Below are 19,092 nucleotides of genomic sequence, written 5' to 3'. Positions count from 1 at the left end.
TTGCAGCCACGGAATCAGCGGTGGGCGGCCACCAGTAGCATCATTGGGCGCTCAAGCTCTTCTGCAAGTGCGGGGCGGGCTTTCAGGTCCGCTTCGCTCGGGCCCCACTCGTCGACATGAGTCAGGGTAAACCCCGCCTGGATCAACAGCGTCAGCAACGTGCCTACGGTGCGATGTTGCTTGATCACACCCTCCGCCAGCCAGTTTGTCACCCGTGGTCCTTGCAACTGGTAGCTGTCCACCGGCCAGCTCTTGCGCCCTTGCTCATCAATCAGCCAGCCCGGCTGCCGTGGCGCCATGAAGATCGGATGCTCGATGGAAAATACCAACCGCCCGCCCGGGACCAAAGCCTGATGGATACGCGCGAACAGGCCCTTAAGATCGACGATGTAATGGAACGCCAATGAGCTATAGGCCAGGTCGAAAGCGGCGTCAGGCAGCTCGAGTTTTTCCAGGTCGGCAATGGCGTAGGTGATGGCCGACGACGAAGTCATCTCCTCTGCCCGCGCCAGCATTTTTTGCGAGACATCCAGCCCCAGCACCTGTTCGGCGCCCTGCTCCTGCGCCCAGCGACTGAACCAGCCGTAGCCGCAACCCAGGTCCACCACTTTCAACCCTGGCATCGGCGGCAGCATGGATTGCAACGCCGGCCACTCCGGCGCGCCGGCGAGGCCTTCTACCGAGCGGCCCATTTTGCTGTAGCCCTCGAAGAAAACCTCGGTGTCGTAGATGTTCTGAGTCATGACGCTGCTCCGTGCTGAATGGCGACTATTCTGCCGAATCAGCCCTCGCTCAACAACGCATCCACTTCAGCCGTGCCCGGTGAGGTGGCCGGCCCCCAGCGCGTGACCGCCAAGGCCGCCGCCGCGTTCGCGCGACGTGCCGCGACAGCTGGCGCCAAACCATTGGCCAGGCCGGCGATAAACACCCCGGCGTGAGCATCGCCGGCACCGTTGCTGTCCACCGCCTTGACCTTGAATCCCGGCACATGCTCGGCCTGGCCATTACGGCTGATCCAGCAGCCATTCGGCCCATCGCGCACCACCAGCAAGGTGTCGGCGGGCAAGTGCTCGTTGAGCTTGAGCAATGCCCCCGCCAGATCGCTCGCGCCGGTGAAGGCCAGCGCTTCCGGACCGTTGCTGGTCCAGATGTCGATACGCGGCAACAGGGCGACCATCAAGGCCGAGTCCGGTGCCTTCACCAGCGGGCCCGGATCGAACACCACCGTGATCTGGCGCGGCAATGCCAATAGCCAATCGAGCAACGCCTGCGCCTTGCCTTCCAGCAGCAGGCTGTAGCCACTGACGTACACGTAGTCGTCGTCGCGTGGTACCGCATTGGCCAGGTCTTGCGCCAGCAAGTCACCCTCAGCGCCGATATGGGAAATGAAGGTGCGCTCGGTAGTGGCTTCGGTCAGGGACACACACAGGCCTGTGTCCTTGTCGTCGCTGGCGGCCAGGGCCATTTCAATGCCCTCGGCCTGCATCGCCGCGCGCGCCAGGTCGCCGAAGCGGCCGGTGCCATGGCGGCCCAGGTAGACCACCGGCAAGCCGTTGCGTCGGGCCGCGGCCATCACGTTGAAGCCACCGCCGGCTTCGAAGCTGGCGGAGTTGGCCAATACATCGCCGCCGGTGGCGGGCAATGTGTCGAGGGACATGACCAGGTCGACGATGACCTGGCCGCTGTGCAGCAATCTAGACATTAGCGCTCTCTACCAAAGCCGGACGACGATCAGCCGCGCCACCCAGTACCGCATAAATCCCGCCGGCCACCAGGAAGGTGACGATCCAGCCCAGGCCGTTATGGCCCAGCCACGAATCGGACAGCGGCCCGGCGAACCAGATGTTCTCGGCCGTGGTGCCGATGGTGGTGAAGCTGAAGCCCAGCACGATCGCAATCGCCCAGGCGCCAAATGCACGCCATTCAACCCCGCCGCGGTACCAGTAGGCGCTGCTTGGCGTTACGTCCAGCAGGTCTTTGGGGCTGTAGTAGTGGCGATGAATCAGGTCGACGACAAAGATCCCGACCCAGGCGGTGATCGGTACCGCCAGCAGCGAGATGAAGGTGATGAACGGGCCGTAGAAACTGTCGGCGATCAGCATGAAGTAGATCGAACCGGCGAAGATCGCGACGATGTCGACGATCACTGCGTGCACGCGCTTGACCTTCAAGCCGAGGGTCAATGTGGTGAGGCCCGCCGAGTACACCGACAGGTTATTCGACAGCAACAGCCCGCCAAACGCGGTGATCAGGTACGGCACCGCCATCCAGGTCGGCAGCATGTCGCGGATCGCGATGATCGGGTCAGTGGCCGACGCCAGGTCATTGTTGCCCACCGACAGCAAGCCGCCGAGGGTGATCAACAGCACCAGCGGAATCCCCGCACCGAATGCCGCGGAGGCCACCAGGCGCACGGCCTTGACGCTGCGGTGCTGGTAGCGCGACATGTCGGCACCGGCGTTGGCCCAGCCGATACCGGTACCGGCGGCCATGGTGCCGACGCCGATGATCATCGCGCTCAACGGCGCAGGCGAGGCGTTGAATACCGCGCTCCAGTCGATGGTGGCGCAGAGGAAGCCGCCCACCAGGATATTCAGTGCGCCGAACACGTAGGTGGCCCACTTCTGGATCACCAGCAAGGTGGCATGGCCCAGGCCCGACACGGCGAGGGTCAGCAGCACGAAGATGCCGATGAACAGCAGGGTCAGTACCGGAGCGCTTTTGGCGGCAACCGGCGAGTTGAACAGGATCGAGCACAACGACAACAGCACGAACGCAGCCGTAGTGGTGTTGACGGTTTCCCAGCCGAGGCGCGACATCAGCGACACCAGCGTCGGGCCGATATTGCCGCGTACGCCAAAGATCGCCCGGGACAGGGTCAGGCTCGGTGCACGGCCACGACGGCCGGCGATGGAGATGATGCCCACCACCGCAAACGAGCCGGCGGCGCCGAGGATCGCCACGATGATTGCCTGCCAGATCGCCAAGCCGCGAAACGCTACGAGGGTCGCGCCCAGGGGCAAGCCGAGGATGCTGATGTTGGCCGCAAACCAGACCCAGAACAGTTGCAGCGGATGGCCGTTGCACTCGCCTTCCGGGACCGGCTCGATGCCGCGTGTTTCCAATTGCCCGGCGCTTTGGCCGGAAGAGGACGTACTCATGGTGGGGTGCTCCTGATGCCTGTTTTTTTGTGGTTGTGGCAGGTTGGCAAGTTGAATCTGTGTGCCGGTCTTCCTGACTCGACTGGATCAATGTGGGAGCGGGCTTGCTCGCGAAAGCGGTGTGTCAGGCAACGCATGTGTCACTGATGCACCGCTTTCGCGAGCAAGCCCGCTCCCACATTTTTTAATCTGCGGTGCTCAGCGCAGCTCGAGCAGGCCTTGGACCAAGGGTTCCAGGTCCAGGCGGTTAACCTGCTTGACCTGTTCGATCATCGCCTCAGGCCAGCACTGCATCCCCAGGCACGCACCGAGCATCGCGCCGAGAATCGCGGCGATGGTGTCGGTGTCGCCGCCGAGGCTGGCGGCCATGCACAGGGCTTCGATGGCGTTCATTTCACCCACCGCGACTTGCTGCGCGAGGGCAAACGACACGACCACCGATTCCTGGGACGCCACGGAGGTGCCGATCAATTCGTAAAGCAGGTCGGTAAACAGCGCCTTGTCGCCGCTGTCGACACTCAAGGTGCGCGCCCAACTGATGCGGGTGGCGATGCGCCCGCCGGCAATCCAGTGGCCGTGGTTTTCCGCCTGCTGGGCGATCTGCGTGCCGATGTTCAGCGCTTCGCCCAGATCGACGCCGTTGATCCCGGCGGAAACCACCGCCGCCACCGCCGCCGCGCTGGAGATGCCCAGGTTGGTGTTATGGGTGACCTGGCACGCCTGGATCACCGCCTGGATAAACTGCGCCGGGTCGTTGACGTCCGCCGCGATGCCCACCGGGGTGATACGCATGGCGGCGCCGTTGGTGGTGCCGTAGCGCCCGGACTCTTCCGGGGTATGGCCCGCCAGGATCATGTCGATCGCCCGTTTGGTTGACGGGCCCAGCAAATCCTGGGAGCCCTTGGCGCGCATCACCGCTTCCCAGTCGATCAAACGTTGGGCGAGTTCGGTGGGTTCAATCCTGCCCTGCCCGTCCACCAGCAACTGGCCGACGAGGATCGCCTGTTCGGTGTCATCGGTGATCGAGCCCTTGGGCATGTTCGGCGCGATCGGCTGATCGGCGTCGGCATCTTCCAGGCCGGTGATCGCGCCGAAACGCGCCTTGACCTGCTCGCGGCTCAGGGACTGGGTGGGCATGCCCAACGCATCGCCCAAGGCCAGGCCGTAGAAGGCGCCGAGGGCGCGGGTGGTGGCGGTCATGTCGGTGTTCCAAATTGAAGGTGCAAGCGGAAATGCAGAGGGTCGAGCAGGCTTTCGACGGATTCCATGAAGCGGTCCTGGCGGTCGTAGGTGGTGCGCAGGGCCTTGAGGAACACTGTGCCCACCGGGCGCCCCAGGAGTTGGGCGTCTTCTTCGTTCAGAGGCTCGGCACCGATCCATTGGTTGCCGGTGGCGCCGACATAGCCATAGGCCGCCAGGGTGATGGTCAGGGAATTATCGATCAGGCCGACTTGCGGCAGGCTTTCCAGGCCACCCGAGGCCGGCATCAGCGAGCGCTCCAAGGACACGAACGTGCCGTCGGCAGCGCGACGGCGGCGGTCGAGGGCGATGAATTGGTCGCTGCCGTGACGGCTGAGCAGGTCCGGGCGGGTGACCGCTTCCAGGCGCAGGATTTCGGAGGTCACCACCGCGCCGGTGTCGGCCAGGGCTTGGGCCCAGCCGCTGCGCTGGTCGAGCACCATGCCGTCGAAGGTGACGATGGAGCCGACACCGCTTTGGGTGGCGATGTAGCTGCGGCGCTTGAGTTCGGCCAGGGCTTCACGCAGGGTGCCGCGGCTGACAGAAAACTCTTCGGCCAGTTGGTGCTCGCCCGGCAGCAGGACACCGTCAGCCATCACTCCACCCTCGATACGGCGGATCAGCTCGTCGACGACGCGTTTTTTCTTATCAAATCGGACATGTCTAATCATGTACAAATTGATAACCGAAAGCGCCCGGCTACAGCAAGCGAATTATTTCAGGGAGAGCGAGAAATCAGCCTCAGGGCTCCAGGCCGATGGGGAAAAATACCCCGCCGCTCCAGACGCCAAGCCAGTTCTTACCGTTGATCGGACGGGTCACCGCCAGCTCCACCAGCTGGTAGAACGCATTGCGGTGAACCAGGGCTTCGAGGTTGGTGCGCACCCGCAGGTATGGCGAGGGTTCCTGGGTTTCCGGGTCAATCATCACCCGCAGCGGATGTTCGATACCGGCTTCGACCTGTTCATCGACATTGGTGGTAAAGCGCAGGACTTGGCTCTCGCCCTGCCCTTCGACTTCCAGGGTCACGGCGACAAAGGGCGCGTCATCGACCTTGATCCCGACCTTTTCCACCGGGGTGATCAGGAAATAATCATCGCCATCGCGGCGAATGATATTGGAGAACAGCTTGACCATCGGCTTGCGGCCAATCGGCGTGCCCATGTAGAACCAGGTGCCGTCGCGGGCGATGCGCATGTCGATATCGCCGCAAAACGCCGGGTTCCACAGATGCACCGGCGCGGGCCCCTTGCCCTTGGGCAATTGCGCCAACAACTCATTGGCCTTGGCCGAATCGGTCATGCTGCTCTCCTTGTGTCTTACTGATCGCTCATGCCCAACAGGCTGCGCGCGTAGTGCGCCAGGGGCTTGCCGATCAGGTCATCAGGCTTGTTGTCGTGGAACGTCAGTAAACCGCCACGGCTGTGAATCCGCACAGTATCAATCAAATACTGGGTGCTGGTCTCAATCAACATGACCTGAATGGTGCCGGTGTCGATACCCAGGCGATCCACCGCCTCCTGGTCAGACCATTCATCGGCGTTGCCGATACGGTCATCCGCCTGGGCGAAGCGGCAGTACAGCAGGTAATGCGCACCCGCCGCGCGGGCTTCCGACATCGCCTGCTCGAGGCCTTCCGGCTTGCGGGCGCGGCGGACCATCGGAAAATATTCGACAAAGCCGTTGAAGGCTTCCTCGGCCACCACGTTAGGCCGTGGATAAGCACTGCCCGGCGGGGTGAAGGCGCCCTGGGCGATGAAGACGAAGGAGTCCGGCTGTATGCGGACCGAATTGACGCGGCGAGTATCGCTGTGGTCCAGCAGCCCGGCATCGCTCATCTGATAGCGCGTGCCTTCGGCCATATCACTGACGGTCATGCAGCCACCCAGCGCGAGTGACGCCAGCACCAAAACCAGACTACGCATCCTAATTCTCCAAAGGCCGGTGACGGAAAACCGGCGAATGGGCACGAGATGCAGATTTTGCGCCAGCTTGCGGGACTAGCCGCCGATGATCTTCATGATGGTGGCGCCGCCGGAGAAGGCCACTTCCTGCTTGTCACCCAAGGCCTTGACCAACAAGCGCTGCAAGGCCGGCAGGGCCTGGTGGCGGGGTTTGTCCAGCAGGTCGCCGACGTAGTGGCGGTTGCTCGACGACAGGCAGCCATGCAGCCAGCCGGTGGACGACAGGCGCAAACGCGAACAGGTCCGGCAGAACGGCACGCTTTCGTTGGCGATGACACCGAAGAAACCTTTGCCGGGCACTTCGTAGCGCACGGCAGTGGCGTCCACCGGGGCGTTGGCTTGCAGGTATTCGTACTGTTCGCCGATCAGGCTGAGCAATTGCTGGAGGCTGACGAACTGCTGGAGGAATGCGTTGGAATCGGTGGCCAGATGGCCCATGCGCATCAATTCGATAAAGCGCAACTCGTAGCCACGCTCCAGGCAGTAGTCAAGCAGCGGCATCACCTGGTCGAGGTTCTGGCCGCGCAGCGGCACCATGTTGACCTTGATCTTGATTCCGGCGGCGCTCGCCTGGTCCATGCCATCGAGCACGGTGGCCAGGTCGCCACCGCGAGCGATGCTGCGGAAGGCGTCGGCGTCCAGGGTGTCGAGGGACACGTTGATCCGGCGAATCCCGGCGTCCACCAGCAGCGGCAGTTTGCGCGCCAGCAGTTGGCCGTTGGTGGTCAGGCTGATATCACTGAGCCCCATCTGCCCCACCGCGCCCATGAAGGCTTCCAGCTTGGGGCTGACCAACGGTTCACCGCCGGTAATCCGCAGGCGCTCGATGCCGGCGGCCTCGATCAGGTACTCGACACCCCGCGCCATCGCCTCGGCCGACAGTTCGTCCTGCGCAGCCACCAGCCGCTTGCCGTTGGGCACGCAGTAGGTACAGGCGTAATTGCAGGCTGAGGTCAGGCTGATCCGCAAATTGCGGAATCGCCTGCCTTGACGATCAACGATCATGGATCACTCCGGCAGAGGATAATTCGGGCGCACTAAAACCTGACTGAAAAATCAAGTTTTAGCAAGGTCCTTGCCTGAGTATATTCCTGGGTTACTGCGCTGGGCAGGAAATCATATCGCCATCACGCTGGCGAATGATTCAAGTGGCCGGCGTTTCGGCGTTCGGCAAATCAGTGCTGTGCTTGCGCTTGTTGCCCATGCGCACGCCGATGTCCATCAGGAACTGGAAGAAACCTTCCTGGTCTTCCAGCACATTGCTCCAGAACGGCGAGTGGTACAACGCCACCGCGCCGTGCACCAACGCCCAGGCGGCGCAGTAGTGGAAATACGGTGGCACGTCTTCGAGCTTGCCTTCGCTGATACGGCCCTTGATCAGCAGGGTCAGGCGTTCGAAGTTCGAGGCACGGATCTTGTGCAGCTCCTCGACCATTTCCGGCACCTGATGGCCCTTCACCACTTTTTCTTCCAGGCGATCAAACAAGCGGTAGCGCTGCGGGTCACGCATGCGGAACTCGAAGTAGGCGCGGGACAGCGCTTCCTTGTCCTTGTCGACATCGGCCGAGTGCAGCAGCTCGTTCAGGTCGCGCTCGTAGTCGAGCATCAGGCGCAGGTAGATCTCGGCCTTGGACTTGAAGTGCTTGTAGATGGTGCCTTTGCCGATACCCACGGCATCCGCAATCATCTCGACGGTGACGCTGTCTTCACCCTGGTCGAGGAACAGCTTGAGTGCGGTGTCGAGAATTTCCTGCTCGCGGCGGCGAAACTCACGGACCTTGCGGGGTTCTTTGTGCATAAGAAAAAGGTCTGCAGAGATGGATATTGGAAGGGCGTTCGCTCCCCAAGCCGTGCTTGTCGGAACGTTTTACCCGGTGCGCGGGATTATCCCGACTGAACGGTCGTTGGGCAACGCCTATATGAACAACCTTTGCACTTAACTTACAACACGCCAACGAATGTGCCGATTCGAGTCAGAAATAAAACAGGTGATTGGCGCGTGTGCATCGCATCCAATGAGAACTCAACCGAAGCGGGCGTATTCCAAATCTGTTTAAAAAACGATCAGATGTGGCTGGACTGAATCGGATACTGATCAATACTTGAAATGTCGGCGTGGCATCTCCCCCAAGTGACGCGTCGACCTGGGTACCGACGGACTGCGTACCCTTGTTTTACTCCTAATGGTCTTAGCCCGGATTCACCCCCCAGAACCCGGGTTTTTTTTGCCTGCGATTCAGTGGCCGACGTGGGCCAGCGGGAACAGGCGCTTGAAGTTCTCGGTGGTCTGCTCGGCAAAGCGCTCGTAGGACTCGCCCCGCAGCATCGCCAGGTAATCCGCCACATCCCGTACATATTCCGGCAGGTTGGGTTTGCCGCGATGAGGAATTGGCGCCAGGTACGGCGAATCGGTTTCCACCAGCAGGCGGTCTGCCGGGACCTGGCGTGCAACATCGCGCAGGGCATCGGCGTTGCGGAAGGTCACGATGCCCGACAAGGAAATGTAGAAACCAAGGTCCAGCGCGGCCTTGGCCATGTCCCAGTCTTCAGTGAAGCAATGCAGCACACCAGCCTGGGGCAGCGCGGCTTCGCGCAGCAGGGTCAGGGTGTCGGCACGGGCGCCACGGGTGTGGACGATCACCGGCTTGCCAGTCTGCTGGGCGGCTTGCAGGTGCAGACGGAACGACGCCTGCTGCAACTCGGCAGCTTCCGGTTCGTAGTGGTAATCCAGGCCGGTCTCACCGATGGCCACCACGCGCGGGTGATTGAGTTCACCGAGCAGCCAGTCGAGGGCCGGGGCTTCGCCGGGCTTGAGGTCCAGCGGGTGAATGCCCACCGAGCAGTCGACATCGGCATAACGATCGGCCAGGGCTTTGACGTCGGCGGCGTTTTCCGCGCTGACGCCGATGCACAGGAAGTGCCCTACCCCACGCTGGCGCGCAGCTTCAAGGGCGGCGTCGAGGGAGCCGCCGTGCTGGGCCAGGTCGAGGCGATCAAGGTGGCAATGGGAATCTACGAGCATAGGGATCTACAACTAGAGTCACGGAAAGTGTCTGGCCAACGATACACCCGTCGGCCACTGAAATTAACGGCGGCCGAGCAAACCGACCCACTGCACCAGCAAGGCCTCAAGCAACAGCACGCGATTGAGGTTGGCCTTGCCGAGGACCTTCTGGCGTTGGGCGAGGATCCAGTCCTGGATGTTCAGCACCTTGTCCTGGGCGCTCTTCTGCGCCAGGTATTGCACGACTTTGCGCATGTCCGGCAGCCCAAGGCCGTTTTCGTCCTGGGTCAGCTGGTAGCGCAGGATCAGGCTCGACCAGTCGCAAAACCAGTCGAACAGCAGCAGCAAGGGAATGTCTTTCCAGGCGCTTTCGGCCAGTTGCGTGGCCGACACTTCCTGCTTGAGCAGTTTCTTCACCCCGTCCACCACCAGCGCACGCTGTTCACGCACGCCCTGGGCCTGGAGCTTGACCGCCGCCAGAGGCGAACCGGCCGCCAGGGTCAGCAACTCGACGCGCTCCGCCTCGCCGCAGTCCGGCAACGCCTGGGCCAGCCACTGCAGGCTCATGGCTTCGCTCGGCAACGGGCAGGCCTGCTGCACGCAGCGGCTGCGGATGGTCGGCAGCAGGCGGCTGGACTGGTGGCTGACCAGCAGCAGTACGGTATCGCCGGACGGTTCTTCCAGGCTCTTGAGCAAGGCGTTGGCGGCGTTGATGTTCATCGACTCCACCGGTTCGATCAGCACCACCTTGCGCCCGCCCATCTGCGCGGTCTGCACCACGAAGCTGACCAGATCACGCACCTGGTCGACCTTGATCGCCTTGTCGGCCTCTTCCGGTTCCAGCAGATAGTTGTCCGGGTGGCTGCCGGCCTTGAGCAGCATGCAGGATTTACATTCGCCGCAGGCTTCCAGGCCGTTGGGCCGCTGGCACAACAAGCTGGCCATCAGCCGCTCGGCCAGGGCGCGCTTGCCGATGCCCACCGGGCCGTGGAGCAGGTAGGCGTGGGCGTGCTGGGCACGGCCCGCCAGTTGCTGCCAGAGGCTGTCCTGCCACGGGTAGGCTTCAGCCACGGACACGCTCCACAAGCTTCGGCAACAGGGCGTCAATGCACTGCTGAACCTGAGTCAACGGTTGTGCGGCGTCCAACAGGTAGTAACGAGCGGGGTCGGCTTCGGCGCGCTTGAGGAACGCGCTGCGCACAGCTTCAAAAAAGACTCGGGTTTCCAGTTCGAAACGATCGAGGCGACCCCGGGCGGTGGCACGGGCCATGCCGATTTCCACCGGGAGATCGAACACCAGGGTCAGGTCGGGCCGCAAATCGCCCTGGACGAAGGTTTCCAAGGCCGCAATGCGCTCCAGGGACAAGCCACGACCGCCGCCCTGATAGGCATAGGTGGAATCGGTAAACCGGTCACAAATCACCACGGCGCCCCGGGCCAGTGCCGGGCGAATGACTTCGGCCAGGTGCTGGGCGCGGGCGGCGAACACCAGCAACAGCTCGGTGTCGGGGTTCATCTGTTCGTCGCCCGGCGTCAGCAGCACTTCACGGATACGCTCGGCCAGTGGCGTGCCGCCAGGCTCACGGGTCAGCAGCACCTCGATACCTTCGGCGCGCAGGCGCTCGGCCAGGTATTCACGGTTGGTGCTCTTGCCGGCGCCTTCCGGGCCTTCCAGGGTAATAAACAAGCCAGTCACAGGCAGTCCTTAGTCAGAGTCATTGCGGGCTTTGCGGTGCGGCGTCATCGGGTGCCGGAGCCGGCTCGGCGGGCGTATCCAGCGGCGCGTCCGCAGGCTTTGCCGCCGGCGCCGGGCTGGAACGGTAATCGGCGCGGCGCTTCATCTGGAACTCACGCACTGCTGCGTTATGCGCATCCAGGTTATCCGAGAAAATATGGCTGCCATCGCCTCGGGCAACGAAATACAGGCTGCTGCCCGCCACCGGGTTCAGCGCAGCATGAATCGCCTCACGCCCGACCATGGCGATCGGCGTCGGCGGCAGGCCGGCGATCACGTAGGTGTTGTAGGGCGTGGCTTCCTTGAGGTGCGCGCGGGTCAGCTTGCCGGTGTAGCGCTCGCCGAGGCCGTAGATCACCGTCGGGTCGGTTTGCAGCAGCATGCCGATCTGCATGCGCCGCACGAATACCCCGGCGATCTGGCCGCGCTCTTCCGGCACGCCGGTTTCTTTCTCCACCAGCGAGGCCATGATCAGCGCTTGATAGGGGTCGGTGTACGGCGCATCGGCCGCGCGCTTGCTCCACTCCTGGGCGAGGACATCGTCCAGACGGTTGTAGGATTTTTTCAGTAGTTCAACGTCGCTCATGCCACGCACGAAGCGGTAGGTGTCCGGGAAGAAGCGCCCTTCAGGAAATACGCCCGGGTGGCCGAGTTTTTCCATCACCTCGCTGTCACTCAGGCCGGACAGGGTCTGCTCGATCTTTTCATGCTTGGCCAGGGCCGCGCGCACCTGGCGGAAGTTCCAGCCTTCCACCAGCGTAATGCTGTACTGCACCACTTCGCCACGCTGCCACAGGCCGATCAGGCCCTCGGCGGTGAGGCCCGGGGTCATGCGGTATTCGCCGCTGTGCAGCGGCTGGCCGTCGAGGTTGAAGCGCCAGTAGAGACGCAACCAGAACGCATCCTTGAGCACGCCGTCATTTTCCAGGCGATTGAAGGTGCCGGTGGGCGTCGCGCCAGCCGGTACATCCAGCAATTGCTCCTGGGTCAGACTCAGGGGCTGTTCAAGGGCCGAGTTCAGCTTCCAGGCCGAAGCGCCCAGCAGCAAACCCGCCAGGACCAGACCGATCTCCAGCAACAATACAAATTTACGTCTCAAATCAAATATCCAATAGTGCGCGAACAATGCCCTGCAGTTTACGGGTGAGCGGCCCAACCGGCCAGCTCATCGCAGCACATCCGCGCACCGGCCAAATGCCATATACGCTGTTGCACACCAAGACTTCATCGGCCTGTTGCAGCTGCTCAAGGCTGATATCGGCCACGCTTGTCGGGATGCCCAACGCCTGCGCCTGGGCCAACAGCTCGGCCCGCATGACGCCGGCGACGCCGCAGCGTTTCAGATCAGCGGTCAGCAACACGCCGTCACACACCAGGAACAGGTTGCTGAACACGCCTTCGATGACTCGACCGGACATATCCAGCATCAAACCTTCGGCGTGATCGGCATCCTGCCACTCGGCGCGGGCGAATACCTGTTCCAGGCGATTGAGGTGCTTGAGGCCGGCAAGCAACGGTTGCTCGGACAAACGCGTGGTACACGCAAACAGGCGAATGCCTGACGCTGCATGTTCCGGGGGATAAGTGGCAGGTGGACTGCCTTGCAGAATGCGCCGCGCCGGAGCGCCAGCACTGATGCCATAACCGCGCTGGCTGTCGCCACGGGTCAGGATCAACTTGAGTACACCGTCACCGAGGGCAGCGGCGTAGGCCAGCAATTCGCTGCGGATCAGGGGTTGATCCGCAACAATCGCCAACCGCCTGCAACCTTCTTCAAGGCGCTGCAGGTGGCGGTCAAGCAGCACGGGCTGCCCGGCCTTGACGGCAATGGTCTCGAACAGCCCATCACCGTATGCCAGGCCACGGTCTTTCAGGGGCACTGCGCCCGCCGGCTGACCGTCGACCCAGCTCTCCATCACTCGGCGAACCGGCGGAACACCAGGGAACCGTTGGTACCACCAAAACCGAACGAGTTGGACAGCACCACGTCGATCGGCATCTTCTGCGGCTCGTGAGGCACGAAGTTCAGGTCGCAGCCCTCATCCGGTTCATCGAGGTTGATGGTCGGCGGAGCGACCTGATCCTTGATGGCCAGCACGCTGAAGATTGCCTCGACCGCGCCCGCCGCACCCAACAGGTGCCCGGTCATGGACTTGGTGGAACTGACCGCCAGCTTGTAGGCATGCTCGCCGAACACCGACTTGATGGCCTCGGCTTCCGCCAGGTCGCCGGTCGGGGTCGAAGTGCCATGGGCATTGATGTACTGCACCTGGTCAACGTTGACCTTGGCATCACGCAACGCATTGGTGATGCAGCGTGCAGCACCCGCGCCGTCCGACGGAGGCGAGGTCATGTGGTACGCATCACCGCTCATGCCGAAACCAATCAGCTCGGCGTAGATGGTGGCGCCACGGGCCTTCGCGTGCTCCAGCTCTTCGAGTACCAGCGCACCGGCACCGTCGGCCAGAACAAAACCGTCACGGCCCTTGTCCCACGGACGGCTGGCACGGGTCGGCTCGTCATTGCGGGTCGACAACGCACGGGACGCGCCGAAGCCGCCCATGCCCAAACCGCAGGCGGCCATCTCGGCACCGCCAGCGATCATCACGTCGGCCTCGTCATAGGCGATATTGCGCGCCGCCATGCCGATGCAGTGAGTGCCCGTGGTGCACGCCGTGGAAATGGCGTAGTTGGGCCCCTGGGCACCCAAGTGGATGGACAGGAAACCGGAAATCATGTTGATGATCGAGCCAGGCACGAAGAACGGTGAAATTCTGCGAGGGCCGGACTCATGCAGGGTGCGGCTGGTTTCTTCGATATTGGTCAGACCGCCAATACCCGAACCCATGGCCACGCCGATGCGCTCACGGTTGGCGTCGGTGACTTCCAGGCCGGCATTACGCACCGCCTGAAAACCGGCTGCCAGGCCGTATTGAATGAACAGGTCGAGTTTGCGGGACTCTTTGACCGAGAGATATTCCTCGACATTGAAGTCCTTTACCGAGCCGCCAAAACGGGTGGAATAGGCAGAAAGGTCCGTGTGTTCGATCAGACCAATACCACTGCGGCCAGCCAGAATGCCCTGCCAACTGCTCGGCACATCCGTACCCAGTGGCGACAACATACCCATACCGGTGACTACGACGCGTCTACGCGACACAGCACTCTCCTTTTTCTAATGACGACACTTTGCATCAGGCTTAAAGGAAAAAACCGCACGCCATAGGGCAGTGCGGTTTTTCCATCACAGCAAGCGACGATTACAAACTATTACGCCTGGTGGCTAGTAACGTAGTCGATAGCAGCTTGAACGGTAGTGATTTTTTCAGCTTCTTCGTCCGGGATTTCGGTCTCGAATTCCTCTTCCAGAGCCATCACCAGCTCAACGGTGTCAAGGGAGTCGGCACCCAGGTCTTCAACGAAGGAAGCGCTGTTGGTCACTTCTTCTTCTTTAACGCCCAGTTGCTCGGCAACGATTTTCTTGACGCGCTCTTCGATGGTGCTCATACCTTGTTTTCACTCCTAATGGACAAATTCAGGCAGCTGGCCAGTGGGTAAGTGTATAGAAAGACTTTTCAGCTTTTCAACTGAAAGCTTCACCCTCGTACCCTATTGGCCATCTGCCTATAAATAGATTGCAGCTTTATAACGGATTTTAGACAGCTCGTATGACATTTTTTTGAAGCGATCCGTCACAATTTAACTCATGTACATCCCGCCGTTCACCGGGATTGTAGCCCCAGTCACGTATGCCGCACCGTCGGATGCCAGGAAAGCGACCACATTCGCGATCTCTTGAGCCTGGCCCAGACGGCCCAGCGGAATCTGCGTCAGCAACGCTTCACGCTGCGCTTCAGGCAATTCGCGGGTCATATCGGTGTCGATGAACCCTGGGGCCACCGAGTTGACCGTAATCGACCGCGAGCCTACTTCACGCGCCAATGCACGGCTGAAACCTTCCAGACCGGCCTTGGCGGCTGCGTAGTTTACTTGGCCTGCGTTGCCCATGGCACCCACAACAGAGCCAATATTGATAATTCGACCCCAACGAGCCTTGGTCATGCCGCGCAAAACACCCTTGGACAGGCGAAACAGACTGTTCAGGTTGGTATCAACGACGTCATGCCACTCGTCGTCTTTCATACGCATCATCAGGTTATCGCGAGTAATACCGGCATTGTTCACCAGAATAGCCGGTGCACCGAATTGCGCCGTGATTTCAGCCAATACGGCCGCCACGGACTCATCGCTGGTCACGTTAAGCTCAAGACCGGTGCCCTGGACGCCGTTTTCCTTCAGCGTCGCGGCAATACGTTCAGCGCCGGCGGCGGAGGTTGCGGTACCGATGACCACAGCGCCCAGACGGCCCAGCTCCAGGGCGATCGCCTGGCCAATGCCACGGCTTGCGCCGGTGACCAGTGCAACTTTACCTTGCAGACTCATGCAGGCTTCTCCTAGGTTCGGAAATTAACGTCAGGCCAGGGCTGCGCGAGCGGCAGCGAAGGCATCCGGGGTATTGAGGTTGGAAGTCGACACGCCTTCGGCGCAACGCTTGTTCAGGCCGGCGAGGACTTTGCCCGGGCCGCACTCTACCAATTGGGTGGCGCCGTTGGCGGCCAGGGTCTGCACCGACTCAACCCAGCGAACCGGCTTGTACAGCTGTTCCAGCAGATCGCGCTTGAGGGTTTCCAGGTCAGAGGCCACGGCGGCACTGACGTTCTGCACCAACGGAATCTGCGGCGCCTGCCAGTTGATCGCAGCGATCGACTCGGCGAAACGCTCGGCAGCCGGGCGCATCAGTTCGCAGTGGGACGGCACGCTGACCGGCAACGGCAACGCACGCTTGGCGCCACGGGCCTTGCAGCCTTCGATGGCGCGCTCTACCGCCGCCTTGGCGCCGGCGATCACCACCTGGCCAGGGGAGTTGAAGTTCACGGCGCTGACCACTTCGCCCTGGGCCGCTTCGGCGCAGGCGGCAATCACGTCAGCATCTTCCAGGCCGAGAATGGCAGCCATGCCGCCCTGCCCGGCAGGAACCGCTTCCTGCATCAACTGGCCACGACGCTCCACCAGCTTGACCGCTTCACCGAGGGTCAGGCTGCCAGCGGCCACCAGGGCGCTGTATTCGCCCAGGCTATGACCGGCAACGTAGGCCGGACGTGCGCCGCCTTCAGCCAGCCACAGGCGCCACAGGGCGATAGAGGCGGTGAGGATGGCGGGTTGGGTCTTGTCGGTTTGATTGAGCAGCTCTTCCGGCCCTTGCTGGGTCAGTGCCCACAGGTCGTAACCCAAGGCATCGGAGGCTTCCTTGAAAGTGTCCAGGACCAACTGATGTTCCGCGCCCAGCTCGGCCAACATGCCGAGGGACTGCGAACCCTGCCCTGGAAAGACGAATGCGAGGGATGTAGACATGTAACAAGCCCCTAATGATCTGGTCGTCGGAAATTGGCGCCCCACACGTGGGAGCGCAAGAAACTGACAGATTGGATGGTCAATTGAACTGGCCGGTCACATTTAAGCATTTCCGGCCCGATTCGCCTAAGGCAACAGATCCTCAAGGCGGCCGTGCAAGCGTTGCGGCAGGTTTTCCTGGATCTCGATCAAGGCGCGCTGGATGGCACTTTGAAAACCCTGCACCCCCGCCGAACCATGACTTTTCACCACGATGCCCTGCAACCCGAGGAAACTCGCACCATTGTGCCGCGCCGGTGCCAGGTCAGCCTGCAAGCGCCGCATCAAGGGCAGCGCCAGGGCGCCCACCAGGCGTGACGCCAGGTTGCGCTTGAACAAGGCCTCGATGCGCGCAGCAATCATCGTCGCCAGGCCCTCGCTGGACTTGAGCAGGATATTGCCGACAAAACCGTCGCACACCACCACGTCAGCTTCGCCGCGGTACAGACCGTCACCCTCGACAAAGCCGATGTAGTTCAGGCCTCGCGCGCTTTGCAACAGCGTCGCCGCCAGCTTGACCTGCTGGTTGCCCTTGATGTCTTCGGTGCCGATATTCAGCAGCGCCACCCGAGGCCGGGCCACGCCCAGCGCTTCGGCCGCCACCGAGCCCATCAGGGCAAAGTGCAGCAGATGCTCGGCACTGCAATCGACGTTCGCCCCCAGGTCCAGCAACTGGCAATAGCCCTGCTGGGTCGGAATAGCCGCAACCATCGCCGGCCGGTCAATGCCCGGCAGGGTTTTCAGCACATGCCGGGACAACGCCATCAACGCCCCGGTATTGCCGGCACTGACACAGGCCTGGGCCTTGCCGTCGCGTACCAGCTCAAGCGCCACCCGCATCGAAGAATCAGGCTTGCCGCGCAAGGCCTGCGCAGGCTTTTCATCCATGGTGATGGTTTCGCTGGCCGGTGTAATAGTCAGGCGCGCGCGATCCACCGCCGGATGGCTGGCAATCAGTTCTTCAAGTAAGGAGGGTTGACCGACGAGGGTCAGGTGCAGCGAGGGCGTGGCAGACAGGCAAGCAATGCAGGCCTGAACAATGCTGCGGGGACCGAAGTCCCCGCCCATTGCGTCAATCGCGATGACTTGAGCAGACAAGTGATTACTCGTCAGCGCCCTTGTCGATCACTTTACGGCCACGGTATACGCCTTCTGGCGATACGTGGTGACGCAGGTGAACTTCACCGGTGGTTTTTTCTACAGACAGAGTGCTTGCCGTCAGGGCGTCGTGCGAACGACGCATGTCACGGGCAGAGCGGGATTTTTTGTTCTGCTGAACAGCCATAATTGATTAACTCCTAAACGTTTGGGTCACGCTTTAACTGCGCCAATACACTGAACGGGTTGGACCGCGTTACCTCGTCCTCGCTCGGTTCGGGCTCATCGAGACCCGCCGGCTGCTGGCATTCTTCCGGATGATGAGCAGGCACAATGGGCAAGGCGAGCAAAAGCTCCTCCTCGATCAGTGACTGCAGATCCAAAGGATCTTCGCCCAGTTCCAGCACGTCATAACCTTTCGGCAACGACTGGGTATTCGCACCCTCTTTCACCACAGCATAACTGCATTCGCTGTGGATCGGCAGGGTGACCAGCTCAAGACAACGCTGGCAAACCATTTTGACTTCGGTGTCGATAAAGCTGTGGATTACCACAGACTTACGTTCATCTCGTTCAAAAACGAATTTAGCCTGCACCGTACCGACAGTGTCGGAAAGCGGGTCGCAGAGTCTCTCCAAATCGGCCAGGAGCAGCTCACCTTGAAGGGTGGTGCCACGATCAGCCAATTTGCGCGGGTCAACGTGAGGTGGAATCGGGTCATTCAACATAGGCGCAGCATTATAGGGATGCACCCGGCCATGTCAAAGGAAATTCAGCCCTGTCCGTCACCGGGCCTCCCCGCTAGAATCCGCGACTGCCTTGAGGAGACGCCCATGCTGCCTTTATTACTCGCTTCCAGCTCGGTTTATCGCCGGGAATTGTTGAACCGCCTGCACCTGCCGTTCATCTGCAGTTCGCCGGATATCGACGAAAGCCACCGCCCGGACGAGTCCGCCGTGGAGCTGGTCAAGCGCCTGGCCGAGGAAAAGGCCCGCGCCCTGGCTGACAGCCATCCGGGCCACCTGATCATCGGCTCGGACCAGGTCGCCGCGCTCGACGGCCAGATCATCGGCAAGCCCCACACCTTCGAGAAAGCCCGTGAGCAACTGCTGGCGGCCAGCGGCAAGCGCGTCAGCTTCCTGACCGGCCTGGCTGTACTGAACAGCGCCACCGGCCATTGCCAGGTCGACTGCATCCCCTTCACCGTACACATGCGCACGCTGGACGCCGCACGCATCGAACGCTACCTGCGCATCGAGCAGCCCTACGACTGCGCTGGCAGCTTCAAGGCCGAAGGCCTGGGGGTGAGCCTGTTTCAAAGCACCGAAGGGCCAGACGCCACCAGCCTGGTCGGACTGCCGCTGATCCGACTGGTGGACATGCTACTGGCCGAAGGCGTACAGATTCCCTGAGAACATCACAAACAAATGTGGGAGCTGG

General features: G+C 61.8%; 22 protein-coding genes. 1 reads left to right on the top strand and 21 read right to left on the bottom strand.

The genetic code is table 11. The annotated features are described in order from the left end of the window. Positions 1-14: 14 nt before the first annotated feature. The 21 genes from HX839_RS10010 to HX839_RS09910 form a co-directional block, all read right to left on the bottom strand. Entirely contained in the window at positions 15-743 is a 729-nt protein-coding gene (locus HX839_RS10010; RefSeq protein ID WP_177067003.1) for a class I SAM-dependent methyltransferase, read from the bottom strand. A 38-nt stretch (positions 744-781) separates the two neighbouring features. Beyond that, on the bottom strand, positions 782-1,702 hold the full coding sequence (locus HX839_RS10005) for a PfkB family carbohydrate kinase (RefSeq protein WP_023659250.1): 921 nt from the start codon (positions 1,700-1,702) through the stop codon (positions 782-784). Next, positions 1,695-3,161 carry a cytosine permease gene (locus tag HX839_RS10000; protein WP_177067002.1) on the bottom strand — a complete coding sequence of 489 codons (1,467 nt, stop codon included), beginning with the start codon at positions 3,159-3,161 and terminating at the stop codon, positions 1,695-1,697. Before HX839_RS10000 ends, HX839_RS10005 begins: the two co-directional genes overlap by 8 nt. A gap of 198 nt (positions 3,162-3,359) precedes the next feature. Continuing rightward, the gene (locus HX839_RS09995; protein WP_004371263.1) at positions 3,360-4,361 is read right to left on the bottom strand and encodes an ADP-ribosylglycohydrolase family protein; all 1,002 of its coding nucleotides are present in this window, start codon (positions 4,359-4,361) and stop codon (positions 3,360-3,362) included. Continuing rightward, the gene (locus HX839_RS09990) at positions 4,358-5,071 is read right to left on the bottom strand and encodes a GntR family transcriptional regulator (RefSeq protein ID WP_080673275.1); all 714 of its coding nucleotides are present in this window, start codon (positions 5,069-5,071) and stop codon (positions 4,358-4,360) included. The genes HX839_RS09995 and HX839_RS09990 overlap by 4 nt, the downstream gene beginning before the upstream one ends. A gap of 70 nt (positions 5,072-5,141) precedes the next feature. Then, positions 5,142-5,702 (bottom strand): DUF1285 domain-containing protein, encoded by a 561-nt coding sequence (locus HX839_RS09985; RefSeq protein ID WP_102604967.1) that lies wholly within the window; start codon positions 5,700-5,702, stop codon positions 5,142-5,144. A gap of 17 nt (positions 5,703-5,719) precedes the next feature. Continuing rightward, positions 5,720-6,325: a DUF4823 domain-containing protein gene (locus tag HX839_RS09980; RefSeq protein ID WP_063027950.1), complete on the bottom strand. Its 606-nt coding sequence runs from the start codon at positions 6,323-6,325 to the stop codon at positions 5,720-5,722. A 75-nt stretch (positions 6,326-6,400) separates the two neighbouring features. Next, on the bottom strand, positions 6,401-7,369 hold the full coding sequence (locus HX839_RS09975) for a GTP 3',8-cyclase MoaA (RefSeq protein WP_102369698.1): 969 nt from the start codon (positions 7,367-7,369) through the stop codon (positions 6,401-6,403). 139 nt (positions 7,370-7,508) lie between these two features. Further along, the gene (locus HX839_RS09970; RefSeq protein WP_004371278.1) at positions 7,509-8,162 is read right to left on the bottom strand and encodes a TetR/AcrR family transcriptional regulator; all 654 of its coding nucleotides are present in this window, start codon (positions 8,160-8,162) and stop codon (positions 7,509-7,511) included. 438 nt (positions 8,163-8,600) lie between these two features. Beyond that, positions 8,601-9,386 carry a TatD family hydrolase gene (locus HX839_RS09965; RefSeq protein WP_017475806.1) on the bottom strand — a complete coding sequence of 262 codons (786 nt, stop codon included), beginning with the start codon at positions 9,384-9,386 and terminating at the stop codon, positions 8,601-8,603. A 63-nt stretch (positions 9,387-9,449) separates the two neighbouring features. After that, positions 9,450-10,439, bottom strand: coding sequence for a DNA polymerase III subunit delta' (locus HX839_RS09960; RefSeq protein ID WP_004371282.1), 990 nt, complete (start codon positions 10,437-10,439; stop codon positions 9,450-9,452). Then, complete coding sequence (gene tmk, locus HX839_RS09955; protein WP_177067001.1) at positions 10,432-11,064, bottom strand: dTMP kinase; 633 nt, start codon at positions 11,062-11,064, stop codon at positions 10,432-10,434. The genes HX839_RS09960 and tmk overlap by 8 nt, the downstream gene beginning before the upstream one ends. Positions 11,065-11,083: 19 nt before the next feature. Then, a complete protein-coding gene (mltG, locus tag HX839_RS09950; RefSeq protein WP_177067000.1) occupies positions 11,084-12,202 on the bottom strand; it encodes an endolytic transglycosylase MltG in 1,119 nt (372 codons plus the stop codon). 1 nt (position 12,203) lies between these two features. Continuing rightward, on the bottom strand, positions 12,204-13,019 hold the full coding sequence (gene pabC / locus HX839_RS09945) for an aminodeoxychorismate lyase (RefSeq protein WP_177066999.1): 816 nt from the start codon (positions 13,017-13,019) through the stop codon (positions 12,204-12,206). Beyond that, entirely contained in the window at positions 13,019-14,263 is a 1,245-nt protein-coding gene (gene fabF, locus HX839_RS09940) for a beta-ketoacyl-ACP synthase II (RefSeq protein WP_004371291.1), read from the bottom strand. The genes pabC and fabF overlap by 1 nt, the downstream gene beginning before the upstream one ends. Before the next feature lie 110 nt (positions 14,264-14,373). Then, positions 14,374-14,610 (bottom strand): acyl carrier protein, encoded by a 237-nt coding sequence (gene acpP / locus HX839_RS09935; protein ID WP_004371293.1) that lies wholly within the window; start codon positions 14,608-14,610, stop codon positions 14,374-14,376. 192 nt (positions 14,611-14,802) lie between these two features. After that, positions 14,803-15,546 carry a 3-oxoacyl-ACP reductase FabG gene (gene fabG, locus HX839_RS09930; protein WP_004371297.1) on the bottom strand — a complete coding sequence of 248 codons (744 nt, stop codon included), beginning with the start codon at positions 15,544-15,546 and terminating at the stop codon, positions 14,803-14,805. A 30-nt stretch (positions 15,547-15,576) separates the two neighbouring features. Further along, the gene (gene fabD, locus HX839_RS09925; protein WP_023659248.1) at positions 15,577-16,515 is read right to left on the bottom strand and encodes an ACP S-malonyltransferase; all 939 of its coding nucleotides are present in this window, start codon (positions 16,513-16,515) and stop codon (positions 15,577-15,579) included. Positions 16,516-16,641: 126 nt separating this feature from the next. Continuing rightward, entirely contained in the window at positions 16,642-17,652 is a 1,011-nt protein-coding gene (gene plsX / locus HX839_RS09920) for a phosphate acyltransferase PlsX (protein WP_080673274.1), read from the bottom strand. Positions 17,653-17,656: 4 nt separating this feature from the next. Continuing rightward, positions 17,657-17,839, bottom strand: a complete 183-nt coding sequence (gene rpmF / locus HX839_RS09915; protein WP_004371305.1) for a 50S ribosomal protein L32 — start codon at positions 17,837-17,839, stop codon at positions 17,657-17,659. Positions 17,840-17,852: 13 nt separating this feature from the next. Next, positions 17,853-18,380: a YceD family protein gene (locus HX839_RS09910; protein WP_004371317.1), complete on the bottom strand. Its 528-nt coding sequence runs from the start codon at positions 18,378-18,380 to the stop codon at positions 17,853-17,855. Between the two features lie 105 nt (positions 18,381-18,485). Here HX839_RS09910 and HX839_RS09905 point away from each other — a divergent pair, with 105 nt between their 5' ends. Continuing rightward, entirely contained in the window at positions 18,486-19,064 is a 579-nt protein-coding gene (locus HX839_RS09905; protein WP_004371319.1) for a nucleoside triphosphate pyrophosphatase, read from the top strand. Positions 19,065-19,092: the final 28 nt, after the last annotated feature.

The sequence above is a fragment of the Pseudomonas sp. I8001 genome (assembly GCF_013385345.1).
Classification (GTDB): Bacteria; Pseudomonadota; Gammaproteobacteria; order Pseudomonadales; family Pseudomonadaceae; genus Aquipseudomonas.
Note: the sequence above shows the minus strand (reverse complement) of the source record. Positions and strands in the feature narration are given on the sequence as shown.